This window comes from Citrobacter sp. RHBSTW-00017 (assembly GCF_013797615.1).
GTDB lineage: Bacteria > Pseudomonadota > Gammaproteobacteria > Enterobacterales > Enterobacteriaceae > Citrobacter > Citrobacter braakii.
In genome coordinates this window covers 1230836-1245570 of record NZ_CP056899.1, presented here as the reverse complement: position 1 = coordinate 1245570, position 14735 = coordinate 1230836, and the positions used below count along the sequence as shown (strand labels likewise).

Genomic DNA, 14735 nt, shown 5'->3' with positions numbered 1-14735 from the left:
GATAAAGATGAATCAGGTTGCCGTTGTCATTGGTGGAGGCCAGACCCTGGGGGCATTCCTTTGCCGTGGGCTTGCGACAGAAGGGTACCGCGTCGCGGTGGTGGATATCCAAAGCGATAAAGCCGCCAACGTCGCGCAGGAAATTAACGCCGAGTTTGGCGAAGGCACCGCCTACGGTTTTGGCGCTGATGCCACCAGCGAACAGAGTGTGCTGGCGCTGTCGCGCGGAGTGGATGAAATATTTGGCCACGTCGATCTGCTGGTTTACAGCGCGGGTATCGCAAAAGCCGCGTTTATCAGCGACTTTCAGCTTGGGGATTTCGACCGCTCGCTGCAGGTGAATCTGGTCGGCTACTTCCTCTGCGCACGTGAATTTTCACGCCTGATGATCCGCGATGGCGTCCAGGGACGCATTATCCAGATCAACTCCAAATCAGGGAAAGTGGGCAGTAAACACAACTCAGGCTATAGCGCGGCAAAATTTGGCGGCGTAGGTTTAACCCAGTCGCTGGCGCTGGATCTGGCAGAGTACGGGATCACCGTGCATTCACTGATGCTCGGCAATCTGCTGAAATCACCGATGTTCCAGTCATTATTACCGCAATATGCGACCAAGCTTGGCCTTAAGCCAGACGAAGTCGAGCAGTACTACATTGATAAGGTTCCGCTTAAGCGCGGCTGCGATTATCAGGACGTGCTGAACATGCTGCTGTTTTACGCCAGCCCGAAAGCCTCTTACTGCACCGGTCAGTCCATTAACGTGACCGGTGGTCAGGTGATGTTCTAAGAAACATGATTGCCCGGTGGCGCTGCGCTTACCGGGCCTACACACATCTGGTCGGATAAGGCACAGCCGCCATCCGGCACAATCAAAGGAGCACATTATGGTTTCCGCACTGATTACCGTCGCCGCTATCGCCTGGTGCCTGCAATTGGCGCTCGGTGGCTGGCAAATATCCCGCTTTAACCGGGCGTTTGATCAACTCTGCCAGCGGGGTCGGGTTGGCGTAGGTCGTTCCGGTGGACGGTTTAAACCCCGCGTGGTGGTCGCCATCGCGCTGGATGAGCAGCAGCGGGTTACCGATTCGTTATTTATGAAAGGTCTTACTGTATTTGCCAGGCCCGGTAAAATTGCCACGATAATGGGCAAACATCTTGATGATTTACAGCCTGATGTGATCTTTCCCCATGATCCGTTAGCGCAGAATGCACTATCATTGGCGCTTAAACTGAAACATGGGTAATTTCGTTGTGAATGCTAATAGCTTGCGAAATTATCATTTTGCAACCTAATAAGTCAGGGTAATCACGCCTATGAAACCTCGTCAGCGACAGGCAGCCATATTGGAGCATCTGCAAAAGCAGGGAAAATGCTCGGTTGAAGAACTGGCCCACTACTTTGACACAACCGGCACGACCATTCGCAAAGACCTGGTCATTCTGGAGAATGCCGGAACCGTCATTCGTACCTATGGCGGCGTGGTATTAAATAAAGACGAATCCGACCCGCCAATCGATCACAAAACGCTAATCAATACGCATAAAAAAGAGCAGATTGCCGAAGCCGCCGTCCGTTTTATTCACGATGGCGACTCGATTATTCTGGATGCGGGCAGCACCGTATTGCAGATGGTGCCGATGCTCACCCGCTTTAGCAACATCACCGTCATGACCAACAGTCTGCACATTGTTAACGCCCTTTCAGAGCTGGACAACGAGCAAACTATCCTGATGCCCGGCGGGACCTTTCGCAAAAAATCTGCGTCATTTCACGGTCAGCTGGCAGAAAACGCCTTTGAGCAGTTCAGCTTTGATAAACTCTTCATGGGCACCGACGGCATTGACCTCAATGCCGGCGTGACCACCTTTAATGAGGTGTTTAGCGTCAGTAAAGCGATGTGCAATGCCGCTCGCGAAGTGATTCTGATGGCTGACTCGTCAAAATTTGGGCGCAAAAGCCCCAATGTTGTGTGCAGTCTGGAAAGCGTCGACAAGCTGATTACCGATGCGGGTATCGACCCTGCGTTTCGTCAGGCGCTGGAAGCAAAAGGGATTGAAGTGATCATAACCGGAGAAACCAATGAGTGATGCACTACTGAACGCGGGCCGTCAGACGTTAATGCTGGAGCTACAGGAAGCCAGCCGACTGCCTGAACGACTGGGCGATGATTTTGTCCGCGCCGCCAATACTATCATCCACTGCGAAGGCAAAGTGATTGTCTCCGGGATTGGCAAATCAGGCCATATTGGCAAAAAAATAGCCGCGACCCTCGCCAGTACCGGCACGCCCGCCTTTTTTGTGCATCCGGCTGAAGCGCTGCACGGCGACTTAGGCATGATTGAAAGCCGTGATGTCATGCTGTTTATTTCCTACTCCGGCGGCGCAAAAGAACTGGATCTCATCATTCCGCGCCTGGAAGACAAGTCCGTCGCTCTGCTGGCAATGACCGGAAAACCGACCTCACCGCTGGGTCTGGCAGCCAACGCCGTGCTGGATATTTCCGTTGAGCGCGAAGCCTGTCCGATGCGCCTGGCACCGACTTCCAGCACCGTGAACACTCTGATGATGGGCGACGCATTGGCAATCGCCGTGATGCAGGCGCGCGGCTTTAACGAAGAAGATTTTGCCCGCTCGCATCCGGCGGGTGCGCTGGGCGCTCGTCTGCTAAATAAAGTGCATCATCTGATGCGCCGTGACGATGCCATTCCGCAGGTGACGCTCACCACCAGCGTCATGGACGCGATGCTGGAATTAAGCCGTACGGGTCTTGGCCTGGTGGCAGTCTGCGACGACGAGTCGCTGGTGAAAGGCGTCTTTACCGACGGTGACCTGCGCCGCTGGCTGGTTGGCGGCGGAGCGCTCACCACTCAGGTTAGCGAAGCAATGACCCATAATGGCATTACGCTGCAGGCGCAGAGCCGCGCCATTGACGCCAAAGAGATCCTGATGAAGCGCAAAATCACTGCCGCACCGGTGGTAGATGAAAACGGTAAACTCACCGGTGCTATCAACCTGCAGGATTTCTATCAGGCAGGTATTCTCTAATCCTTCAGCCCCAGACGTTTCGCCAGCCGGTGCAGGTTGGCGACGTCTGTTTCCAGCGCCCGCGCACTTGCCGCCCAACTGTGATTATTTTGCGCCAACGCCCGGCGGATCATCTCCCGCTGGAATGACTCCGTTGCCTCACGCAGGTTGCAATGCTGCGGGATCTCCGCAACAACCTCCGCCTGCAGAACCGGGGTTTCATCCTGCAGGGCAAAATGCTGCGCCTCAAGCACCACTTCATCCGCTGCCCTGGTGGCCCTTGCCAGAACAACCGCCCGGTGAATAGCATGTTCCAGCTCGCGCACGTTCCCGGGCCAGCCGTAATTCAACAGATGGCTACGCGCGCCGGGACTTAACACCACGCGGGAAAGTCCCAGCCGCAGCCGACATTGTTCGCAAAAATAACCGGCCAGCAGTACCACATCTTCGCCGCGTTCACGAAGGGGCGGAACGGAAAGGGGAAAGACGCTCAGACGGTGGAACAAATCCGCACGGAAATTCCCGGCCAGCACCTCTTCCCGTAAATCACGGTTCGTTGCCGCCAGCACCCGAACATCCACGCGCAGGCTGCGATCGTCACCCACACGCTGAATATCGCCGTACTGCAACACACGTAGCAACTTAGCCTGTAACGCCAGCGAGAGCTCGCCAATCTCATCGAGAAACAGCGTCCCATTGTCAGCCATTTCAAACTTACCGCTACGATTGCTGATAGCCCCGGTAAAGGCGCCTTTTACGTGACCAAACAGCTCACTTTCCGCTACGGTTTCCGGCAACGCCGCGCAGTTCAGATACACCAGCGGATTCACCGCGCGCGGCGAACCTTCATGGATAGCCTTAGCTACCAGCTCCTTCCCGGTCCCCGTTTCGCCGCTAATCAGTACGTTGAGATCGGATCCCGCCACAATCTCAATCTCTTTTTTCAACTGCAGCATATTGGGCGACAGGCCAATCATTTGGGTTTCAGTCACCTGCTCGAAGGCCGTCGACGAGCCCGGCAACATATTCTGGCTTTCCAGTTGTTCAATCAGCAGCGCATTGCTCAGCGCTCCCGCCGCCAGCGCGGCAATCAGCCTAAGCTCTTCATCGCTGAAAACATCGAATTGATCGGGCTCCATGCCATCCAGCGTTAACGCGCCAATCAGATTTTGACCGGCGAACAGCGGTAAGCCAATGCAGGCGTGTACCTTCAGGCTCTCCTGGCCCGGAATCAGCCCATCGTAAGGGTCTGGCAAATCGCTGTCGGCAGGGAAACGAACCACGTCCCCGGCGCGGGCAATCGCCTCCAGACGAGGATGCCCTTCCAGGGTAAAGCGCCTGCCGAGAACGTCCTGCGCCAGCCCATCGATCGCCAGCGGAATAAACTGTCGCGACTCATAGCGCAGCAATGCCGACGCGTCGCACTCCAGCACCTGACGCAATGTGGTTATCAGGCGTTGAAAACGGTCCTGATGTCCAATACCGCTTTGTAATTCAATGGCGATACCCGCCAGCACGTCTACGGAAAAACTCATGACGACCTCATTGTCATTTTGACAATTCATATTGTCATATTGACAATTCATATTGTCATATTGACAATAAAATGAATAGTCATTTTGACTACCACCTTATAGGCATTAAAAAACAAACCCTTTAAAATCAACAAATAAAAAGTTGGCACGCAACCTGCAATAAGCAAAACATCTTTTTTAGAAAAACGCTGAATTAATTACTGAGGTTGCTATGTCTATTCTGGTTAAAAATAACATTCATTGGGTTGGCCAACGTGACTGGGAAGTTCGTGATTTCCACGGGACTGAATATAAAACGCTGCGCGGTAGCAGCTACAACAGCTATCTCATCCGTGAAGAAAAAAATGTCCTGATCGATACAGTAGACCACAAGTTTAGCCGTGAATTCGTGCAGAACCTGCGCAGTGAAATTGACCTGGCAGATATCGACTACATCATCATTAACCACGCGGAAGAGGACCATGCCGGTGCGCTGACTGAGCTGATGTCCTGCATCCCTGACACGCCAATTTACTGCACAGCCAACGCTATTGACTCTATCAACGGGCACCACCACCACCCGGAGTGGAACTTCAACGTGGTGAAAACCGGCGACTCGCTGGACATTGGCAATGGTAAGCAGCTGATCTTCGTTGAAACACCGATGCTGCACTGGCCTGACAGCATGATGACCTACATGACCGGCAATGCGGTGCTGTTCAGTAACGATGCCTTCGGCCAGCACTACTGTGATGAACGTCTGTTTAACGACGAAGTTGACCAGACCGAACTGTTCGAACAGTGCCAGCGTTACTACGCCAACATCCTGACGCCGTTCAGCCGTCTGGTTACACCGAAAATCACTGAGATTCTCGGCTTCAACCTGCCGGTGGATATGATTGCCACTTCCCACGGCGTGGTATGGCGCGACAACCCGACACAAATCGTTGAAATGTATCTGAAATGGGCGGCTGACTATCAGGAAGACCGTATCACCATTTTCTACGACACCATGTCTAACAACACCCGCATGATGGCGGACGCCATTGCCCAGGGCATCAACGAAGTTGACCCGAACGTGGCGGTGAAAATCTTTAACGTCGCCCGTAGCGACAAAAACGAAGTCCTGACTAACGTCTTCCGCTCTAAAGGCGTGCTGGTTGGTACTTCAACGATGAATAACGTAATGATGCCAAAAATCGCTGGTCTGGTAGAAGAGATGACCGGCCTGCGTTTTCGTAACAAACGCGCCAGCGCCTTTGGTTCACACGGCTGGAGCGGCGGCGCGGTAGACCGTTTGTCCACACGCTTGCAGGATGCCGGTTTCGAGATGTCGCTGAGTCTGAAAGCGAAATGGCGTCCGGATCTGGACGCGCTGGAACTGTGTCGCCAGCATGGCCGTGAAATCGCACGTCAGTGGGCGCTTGCTCCGCTGCCGGAAACAATCGTCAAAACGGCAACCAAAGAGGAAGAGTGCGCCTGTGCCGCTGCGGCTGCCGCTGATCTTGGTCCAAGCATGCAGTGCAGCGTATGCCAGTGGATTTACGACCCGGCAAAAGGTGAACCGCTGCAGGATGTCGCGCCGGGAACACCGTGGAGCGACGTGCCGGATAACTTCCTGTGCCCGGAATGTTCATTAGGTAAAGACGTCTTTGACGTACTGGCAACGGAGGCAAAATGAGCCGCGGAATTGTCATTATTGGTTCAGGCTTCGCCGCCCGCCAGTTAGTCAAAAATATCCGTAAGCAGGATGCAAATGTCCCGCTGACCCTGATTGCTGCAGACAGTATGGATGAGTACAACAAGCCCGATCTCAGCCATGTTATCAGTCAGTCGCAACGTGCAGACGACCTCACCCGCCAGTCGGCGGGGGAGTTTGCCGAACAGTTTAATTTGCGCCTCTTTCCGCACACCTGGGTAACCGACATCGATGCCGATGCTCACGTAGTGAAAAGCCAGGAGCAACAGTGGCCATACGACAAACTGGTGCTGGCGACGGGAGCGTCGGCCTTCGTACCGCCGATTACCGGACGTGAGTTAATGCTCACATTGAACAGCCAACAAGAGTATCGCGCCTGTGAAACACAACTGCGTGACGCCCAACGGGTGCTGATTGTCGGCGGCGGCTTGATTGGCAGCGAACTGGCGATGGATTTTTGTCGTGCTGGTAAAGCGGTGACGCTTATCGACAACGCCGCCAGCATTCTGGCTTCGCTGATGCCGCCAGAAGTAAGCAGTCGCTTACAGCATCGTCTGACCGATATGGGCGTACACCTGCTGCTGAAGTCGCAGATTCAGGGGCTGGAGAAAACGGAGTCGGGGATTCGCGCCACGCTCGATCGTAGCCGCAGCGTAGAAGTCGATGCGGTGATCGCCGCAACGGGCCTGCGCCCTGAAACCGCGCTGGCGCGTCGCGCCGGGTTGAACATCAATCGTGGCGTCTGCGTCGACAGCTACCTGCAAACCAGTCACCCGGACATTTATGCTCTCGGCGACTGTGCGGAAATTAACGGTCAGGTACTCCCGTTCCTGCAACCGATTCAGCTGAGCGCCATGTATCTGGCGAAAAACCTGCTCGGCGGCAATGCGCCATTGAAGTTGCCTGCCATGCTGGTAAAAGTCAAAACGCCGGAATTACCCTTGCATCTGGCTGGGGAAACCCAGCGCCGCGATCTGAACTGGCATATAGCCGCCGAAGCGCAAGGGATGGTGGCCAGAGGGATGAACGACGCAGGCCAGCTATGTGCCTTTGTCGTCAGCGAAGACCGCATGAAAGAGGCCTTTGCGCTGCTGAAAACGCTGCCCGTGTAAGTACAGGATACCGTTGCTTGATTTATTAACCTCACGCACATGGATGTGCGTTGCCACTTGTCGGTATGCCCCGACCTGTAGTTCTTGCCCCGCCAGTCCCGGGGCTTTTTTTATTTTTGCGCCAACGCCCGCGCCGCGGCAATCACGCCCTGCCCCAACGACAACCCGCCGTCGCCCGCCGGTAAACGCTGCGGGAACAGTAAGGTAAAATCATGCAGATAAAACGCCAGCCGGGCTGACAATAAGCGGTTATGCATCACACCTCCGCTGAATACCAGCGTCTTAATCCCCCGCTCTTCGGCCTGCAAACGCATCAGGGTAGCAAACCCACGCGCCAGCGCGTCGTGAAACGCCCACGCTCTTTCGGCAGGTTTGGCCTGCCAGGTCAGCCATTGATGCCAAAAAACCGCTAAGTCCAGCTGATTGCCATCAAGCGGCACCGTGACAGGGTGCTCAACGCCAGCACATTGCGATGCCATCGCCTCCAGCGCGCAGGCTGCCTCACCTTCATAACTCAGCGATTCCGGCGCACATTGAAGCGCGGCGGCAACGGCATCAAACAGCCGTCCGCACGATGACGCCAGCGGTGCGTTAATCCCCCGCTCAATGGCGCGCGCCAGCACGTTCCAGTTTTGATGTTGCAGCACCGATGTTTCCGGGTAGCGCTGCCAGTCAGAAACAAAACGCAGGCACTGCGTGAGCAAATTGCGCCACGGCTGTTTTGCCGCCAGATCGCCCCCCGCCAGCGCTACCGCTGGCAAGCCGCCAAGGTGTTCGCATTCACGATAGTTGATCCGCAAACACTCTCCCCCCCACAGCGCGCCATTTTCCCCCATGCCGATACCGTCTAACGTCAGGGCAATCACGTCACCACCGTCGAGCGACCAGCCGTGCTCGGCCAGACACGCAGCGGCATGCGCATGGTGATGCAGCACCGTTTCGGTTGGCAGATTCATTTCGCTGGCCCACTGGCTGGAAACATAACCAGGGTGTGCATCATGCACGATACGCTGCGGCGTAAAGTCATAAATGTTTTGGATCAGGCGCAGCGCATCACGCCACTGCTGCTGAATGCCGTCATCGCTGAGATCGCCCAAATGCTGGCTGATAACCGCCTGTTCACCACGCACCAGGCAGAAGGTATTTTTCAGATCTGCGCCCAGGCAAAGCATCGGCGGCACGTCGTGAAATCCTGGCGGCAGCGCCACCGCATCCGGCACGTAACCCCGTGAACGACGCAGCATCTCCCCACTGTCGCGTACCACAGAGTCATCCATCCGCTGCACAATTTCGCGGTTATGCAGCAGGAAACCATCGGCAATTTCGTGTAAATCTTCCAGCGCCTGCGCGTTGGTAATAGCGGGCGGTCTGCCGCTGAGATTGCCGGAGGTCATTACCAACGGACAATTCATCTCTTGTAAGAGCAAATGCTGCAACGGATTCGCTGGCAGCATGACGCCCACTTCCGTTAACCCTGGCGCAATGCCCTCGCTCAATGCTGCGATATAGCGTTTCTGCACCAACACGATCGGCGCGGCTGGGGTTGTCAGCAAACGACGAGCGGGTTCAGGCAGTCCGTCATCACCGGGCAGCATCACTGCCAGAGGTTTTGCCGGACGGTGTTTGCGCAGCCTGAGCAGCGCTACGGCGTCATCATTTCGTGCATCGCACACCAGATGAAACCCACCAATCCCTTTAACGGCCACAATACCGCCCGCTTTCAGGCGCGATACTGCCGCCTGCAACGCTTCTTCTTTCTCCGCCCGCTCACCCGCGCTAAACCATTCGAGGTGGGGACCGCATGCCGGACAGGCAACGGGCTGGGCATGGAAGCGACGGTCGTACGGATCACGATACTCTTTATCGCATTGCGCACAGAGTGGGAATGACGCCATCACGGTAAACAGGCGATCGTAGGGCATGGCGCGGATGATCGTAAAGCGCGGGCCACAGTGGGTGCAGTTGATAAAGGGATAACGATAGCGGCGCTCGCTGGGGGTGTTCATTTCAACCAGACATTCGGGACAGGTCGCGGCATCCGGAACGATTTGCGTATTCATCGTGCCGCCAGCACTTTGCTGAATCGAGAAATCGGCAGGCGGCTGCGTCCAGGCGAACGGTTCGCTCTCAACGCTGTCAATGCGCGCCAGCGGCGGGCAGTGTTGATGCAATTGCGCAATAAACTCTGCCGAATCTTCCTGTATACGCACAACCACACCGTCACCGTCGTTACACACATCGCCATGTAGCTGTAAACGCTGCGCCAGTTGCCAGACGTAGGGGCGAAATCCGACGCCCTGTACCTTACCGCGAATACGCAGCTGTACGCCGGAGTGGTTGTTTATTGTCATGATGAATTCCCGCGGTATTGTATCCCTGAAATGTCCGTTTGCCGGATGGCGGCTTCGCCTTATCCGGCACGTATTTTACGCGGATTTTCAGATATCAGAACAGCAAAGATGCAGTGGAATCCAGCGCCGCGCGACGGCGTTTTTCAGCGCTCAGTTGCTCAAGCTTATTGCGATCCACATAAATCAGCGCGTGAGTCGGGCAGACTTCCATACAGGCAGGGCCGGCCTCACGATGGTGGCACAGGTCGCACTTATTGGCTTCGGCTTTTTCTGCCCGGACGTTCAGACCTGCCCCGCTGTTACGAACAACCGGACGCACGACCACTTCCATTGCGCCATAAGGGCAAGCCACAACGCAGGTTTTACACCCAATGCAGCGCTCCTGCATCACGTGGACAAAGCCTTTATCACGGCTGATTGCACCGTTCGGACAGACGTTAGCGCACGGCGCGTCTTCACACTGGCGGCACAGCGTCGCCGTGGAGACATTAACGCCTTTGATGACGTGAATGCGGGGTAAAAAGGTTTCAGGGGTCAGCGATGCGCAGTCCTGGTTATCCTGATGGGATACCACGCAGGCCACTTCACAGGTACGGCAACCAATGCATTTATTGGCGTCTGCAATGATGAAACGGTTCATCAATTTCTCCAGCAATGACAGATTATCTGCCGAAGCATTCATAAATCGTGCCAGAATTTAATTAACTGTTATTAAAGGTATTTTATTTTGCTGAATGCAGAGAAACCGTGTCATCGTCACTAGTGACGATGACAAATGACAGCCGTCAGCGCAAAACGAGCGGCGCAACAGAGTCGCGTTGAATGAGTTCACCGGTGAAGGTTTTTGGCGGCGTAAACGCCCCGTCATCCAGCATAAAGATCAGGCGGCCTATCGTTTCCTGGATCATTTCCGTTACCGGGATTTTGACGCTGGAAAGCGCCGGAATAGTGTATGGCGCGATAGCGATATCATCGAAGCCAATCACCGACACCTGAGCAGGGACGCTCACGCCATGCGCGTGCAACTGCTTCATCGCACCGATCGCCATATCATCATTGCTGGCCACCAGCGCGGTAAAATTGACCTTATGCGAAAGCAAAGTATCGACTCCCGCTGCGCCGCAGGCTGGCGTCCATTTCCCTTTAACAATCAAATCATTATTAAGCGGAATACCATGATGTGCCAGCGCGTCTTTATAGCCTGAAAGTCGCTCCACGCCGGTAGGCGAATCCATCGAGCCAGTAATAAAGCCAATCTCTTTGTGCCCGGTGGCAATGAGCTGAGTAACGGCGTTAAAACTGGTTTGCTTTTGATCGCACCACACGCAGTGGCTGGTATTTTTCCGCAGCCGCCGATTAAGCACCATAATCGGCTGGGCGTGGGCGTCGATGATATCGTCTATCTCATCCACACTAAGAAAACGCGGATAGATCATAATCGCGTCACAGCGCAGGTCGAGCAGGTACTGGATCGCCTGACGCTCTTCCTCTGCGCTGTGCTTACCGTCAGCCAGCAACAACTGGCGTCCCTTATCTTCCGCCATCCGCGCGGTATGAAACAGCAGTTCGCTGAAATAGACGCCGTGATAAAGGGTGTTAGTTACCACCAGACCCAGCGTCTGCGTAGTTTTCGCTGCCAGACTGCGTGCCAGCAAGTTAGGGCGGTAACCACTCTCTTCAATGGCCTGAAACACGCGGTCTTTGGTTTCCTGGCTGACATAGCCATTCCCGGAAAGCACCCGGGAAACCGTCGCTTTTGACACCCCGGCACGCTTCGCCACCTCCAGCATCGTGGTCATATTACTCATCCCTTTTCTCTCAATGTGACGCAGTGTACTGCACCGTTTCGCCGCTGTCCTTGCTGCTCAATTGCAAACGCTGACATATGGTGATCGGAGTCACAATTATAAAAAACGATCAAAATTAAACCTTGCCCATTACGTGTAATTTAAACATGATTTTGTGGAACCGGTTTCCTATCTGCGTTTCATCAACCCAGAAAAGCGACCAACGTGAACGGATAAAACATAACGTACTCTACTGATAAAACAGGATTAAATCCGATGTCCAAAAATTATGCAGCGCTGGCGCGCTCGGTTGTGACGGCTCTGGGAGGCGTGGACAACATCACAGCAGTGACCCACTGTATGACCCGTTTGCGTTTCGTTATCAAAGATGACTCGCAGGTCGACAGCACGACGCTGAAGACGCTCCCTGGCGTGCTCGGCGTGGTGCGCAGCGATAACCAGTGCCAGGTGATCATCGGCAACACCGTTTCGCAGGCGTATCGCGAGGTAGTCAGCCTGTTACCTGCCAATATGCAACCTGCAGAGCCGCAAACCAAACCTCGGCTGACGCTGAAGCGGATTGGCGCGGGGATCCTCGACGCGCTGATCGGCACAATGTCCCCGTTGATCCCGGCCATTATTGGCGGATCAATGCTCAAGCTGCTGGCAATGATCCTCGAAATGACCGGCGTGCTGGTGAAAGGATCGTCCACACTCACCATTCTGACCGTAATCGGCGACGGCGCCTTCTTCTTCCTGCCACTGATGGTCGCCGCCTCAGCAGCCATAAAATTCAAAACCAACATGTCGCTGGCAATCGCCATCGCAGGCGTACTGGTGCATCCCAGCTTCATCGAACTGATGGCGAAGGCCGCGCAGGGTGAGCACGTTGAGTTTGCCCTGATCCCGGTGACGGCGGTGAAATACACCTACACGGTGATCCCGGCGCTGGTCATGACCTGGTGTCTGTCCTACATCGAACGCTGGGTCGATCGCATCACTCCGGCGGTAACCAAAAACTTCCTTAAACCGATGCTAATCGTGCTGATCGCCGCCCCACTCGCCATCGTCATCATTGGCCCAATCGGTATCTGGATCGGTAGTGCAATTTCAGCGCTGGTTTATACCATTCACGGCTATCTCGGCTGGCTGTCGGTGGCCATTATGGGCGCATTGTGGCCGCTGCTGGTGATGACCGGTATGCACCGCGTCTTCACGCCAACCATTATTCAGACCATTGCCGAAACCGGAAAAGAAGGCATGGTGATGCCGTCAGAAATTGGCGCCAATTTGTCGCTGGGCGGTTCATCGCTGGCAGTGGCATGGAAAACCAAAAACCCGGAACTGCGTCAGACGGCGTTAGCGGCAGCCGCCTCGGCCATCATGGCAGGCATTTCCGAACCCGCGCTGTATGGCGTGGCGATCCGCCTGAAGCGCCCACTGATTGCGAGTCTTATCAGCGGCTTTATCTGCGGTGCCGTTGCCGGAATGGCCGGACTGGCGAGCCACTCCATGGCGGCTCCAGGCTTGTTCACCAGCGTACAGTTTTTCGATCCCGCCAATCCGATGACCATCGTTTGGGTGTTTGGCGTGATGGCGCTGGCGGTCGCGCTTTCCTTTGTATTAACACTGCTCCTCGGCTTTGAAGATATTCCTGTCGAAGATGCAGCCGCGCAGGCCAGAAAAAACCAGGCCGCGCAACCAGGCAATATCAATAGAGCCAGCATTTGACTGGTATGAACTGAGGTTAACTATGTCTGTTTTTCCGCAAGGATTTTTATGGGGCGGCGCACTGGCCGCCAACCAGTCAGAAGGGGCATACCGGGAAGGCGGCAAAGGGCTGACCACCGTCGATATGATCCCCCACGGCACAAACCGCATGGCCGTCAAACTGGGTCAGGAAAAACGCTTTACGCTGCGGGATGACGAATTTTATCCCAGCCATCAGGCAATCGACTTTTATCATCGCTATAAAGAAGATATCGCGCTAATGGCGGAAATGGGGTTTACGGTTTTTCGTACTTCCATTGCCTGGAGCCGTCTCTACCCTAACGGCGACGAGCTGACGCCTAATGAAGAGGGTATCGCGTTTTACCGGGCCGTGTTTGCCGAGTGTAAAAAATACGGTATTGAGCCGTTAGTTACGCTGTGTCACTTCGATGTGCCGATGCATCTGGTCAGCGAGTATGGCTCCTGGCGTAACCGCAAAATGGTGGAGTTCTTTACCCGCTACGCCCGTACCTGCTTCGAGGCCTTTGACGGTCTGGTGAAGTACTGGCTAACGTTCAACGAAATCAACATTATGCTGCACAGCCCTTTTTCTGGCGCCGGACTGGTGTTTGAAGAAGGTGAAAATCAGGATCAGGTGAAATATCAGTCCGCCCACCACGAACTGATTGCCAGCGCCCTGGCAACTAAAATTGCCCATGAAATTAATCCGCAAAACCAGGTCGGCTGTATGCTGGCGGGCGGTAATTTTTATCCTTATTCCTGTAAACCGGAAGATGTGTGGACCGCGCTGGAAAAAGACCGCGAAAACCTGTTCTTTATTGATGTGCAGGCGCGCGGGGCTTACCCCGCTTACTCTGCCCGTGTGTTTCGCGAAAAAGGCGTGGTGATAGAAAAAGCGGCGGGAGATGACGATATCCTGAAAAACACCGTCGATTTCGTCTCGTTTAGCTATTACGCATCGCGCTGCGCCTCCGCTGCAATGAATACTGGCAATACCAGCGCCGCTAACGTGGTGAAGTCGCTGCGTAATCCGTACATTGCCGCCAGCGAATGGGGCTGGGGCATCGACCCACTCGGTCTGCGCATCACCATGAATATGATGTATGACCGCTACCAGAAGCCGTTGTTTCTGGTGGAAAACGGGCTGGGGGCGAAAGATGAGATCGATGCTAACGGCGAAATCAATGACGACTATCGCATTAGCTATTTACGCGAGCACATTCGCGCTATGGCAGATGCTATTGAGGATGGCGTGCCGCTGCTGGGCTACACCACCTGGGGCTGTATCGATCTGGTTTCAGCCTCAACCGGTGAGATGAGCAAACGCTACGGTTTTGTGTATGTGGACCGCGATGACGTGGGCAACGGCACGTTAGCGCGTAAACGCAAAAAATCGTTCTGGTGGTATAAGAAAGTGATTGCGAGCAACGGGACCGATCTGGAATAACAATATTGCCGGATGACACTGCCATCCGGCAACACGTATTATTCAGAATATATATACCCGCTGTCTGTT

General features: G+C 54.8%; 12 protein-coding genes. 8 read left to right on the top strand and 4 right to left on the bottom strand.

Annotated elements, in window-relative coordinates; translation table 11 throughout:
• The first annotated feature begins 7 nt into the window (after positions 1–7).
• The 4 genes from srlD to gutQ all read left to right on the top strand — a co-directional run bounded on the left by srlD (position 8) and on the right by gutQ (position 3046).
• Complete coding sequence (gene srlD / locus HV037_RS06045) at positions 8–787, top strand: sorbitol-6-phosphate dehydrogenase (protein WP_049040395.1); 780 nt, start codon at positions 8–10, stop codon at positions 785–787.
• 97 nt (positions 788–884) lie between these two features.
• The gene (gene gutM, locus HV037_RS06040; protein ID WP_016154172.1) at positions 885–1244 is read left to right on the top strand and encodes a transcriptional regulator GutM; all 360 of its coding nucleotides are present in this window, start codon (positions 885–887) and stop codon (positions 1242–1244) included.
• Positions 1245–1314: 70 nt separating this feature from the next.
• Positions 1315–2088 carry a DNA-binding transcriptional repressor gene (locus tag HV037_RS06035; RefSeq protein WP_003037350.1) on the top strand — a complete coding sequence of 258 codons (774 nt, stop codon included), beginning with the start codon at positions 1315–1317 and terminating at the stop codon, positions 2086–2088.
• Entirely contained in the window at positions 2081–3046 is a 966-nt protein-coding gene (gene gutQ, locus HV037_RS06030) for an arabinose-5-phosphate isomerase GutQ (protein WP_047499450.1), read from the top strand. The genes HV037_RS06035 and gutQ overlap by 8 nt, the downstream gene beginning before the upstream one ends.
• Here the strand turns inward: gutQ and norR are convergent.
• Positions 3043–4560, bottom strand: coding sequence for a nitric oxide reductase transcriptional regulator NorR (norR, locus tag HV037_RS06025; protein WP_103284140.1), 1518 nt, complete (start codon positions 4558–4560; stop codon positions 3043–3045). The two genes, gutQ and norR, sit on opposite strands and share 4 nt — an antisense overlap.
• A 211-nt stretch (positions 4561–4771) precedes the next feature.
• Between norR and norV the strand changes: the two genes are divergently transcribed.
• Positions 4772–6220 carry an anaerobic nitric oxide reductase flavorubredoxin gene (gene norV, locus HV037_RS06020; RefSeq protein ID WP_103284141.1) on the top strand — a complete coding sequence of 483 codons (1449 nt, stop codon included), beginning with the start codon at positions 4772–4774 and terminating at the stop codon, positions 6218–6220.
• Positions 6217–7350: an NADH:flavorubredoxin reductase NorW gene (norW, locus tag HV037_RS06015; protein ID WP_103284142.1), complete on the top strand. Its 1134-nt coding sequence runs from the start codon at positions 6217–6219 to the stop codon at positions 7348–7350. Before norV ends, norW begins: the two co-directional genes overlap by 4 nt.
• Positions 7351–7460: 110 nt before the next feature.
• Here the strand turns inward: norW and hypF are convergent, their stop codons facing one another.
• The 3 genes from hypF to HV037_RS06000 form a co-directional block, all read right to left on the bottom strand.
• Complete coding sequence (gene hypF / locus HV037_RS06010; RefSeq protein WP_103284143.1) at positions 7461–9701, bottom strand: carbamoyltransferase HypF; 2241 nt, start codon at positions 9699–9701, stop codon at positions 7461–7463.
• A gap of 94 nt (positions 9702–9795) precedes the next feature.
• On the bottom strand, positions 9796–10341 hold the full coding sequence (gene hydN / locus HV037_RS06005; protein ID WP_003037366.1) for an electron transport protein HydN: 546 nt from the start codon (positions 10339–10341) through the stop codon (positions 9796–9798).
• Positions 10342–10486: 145 nt separating this feature from the next.
• On the bottom strand, positions 10487–11500 hold the full coding sequence (locus HV037_RS06000; protein ID WP_103284144.1) for a LacI family DNA-binding transcriptional regulator: 1014 nt from the start codon (positions 11498–11500) through the stop codon (positions 10487–10489).
• Positions 11501–11764: 264 nt separating this feature from the next.
• Between HV037_RS06000 and ascF the strand changes: the two genes are divergently transcribed.
• Positions 11765–13219 carry a PTS cellobiose/arbutin/salicin transporter subunit IIBC gene (ascF, locus tag HV037_RS05995; protein WP_103284145.1) on the top strand — a complete coding sequence of 485 codons (1455 nt, stop codon included), beginning with the start codon at positions 11765–11767 and terminating at the stop codon, positions 13217–13219.
• A 22-nt stretch (positions 13220–13241) separates the two neighbouring features.
• Positions 13242–14666: a 6-phospho-beta-glucosidase gene (locus tag HV037_RS05990; protein WP_103284146.1), complete on the top strand. Its 1425-nt coding sequence runs from the start codon at positions 13242–13244 to the stop codon at positions 14664–14666.
• Positions 14667–14735 lie beyond the last annotated feature (69 nt).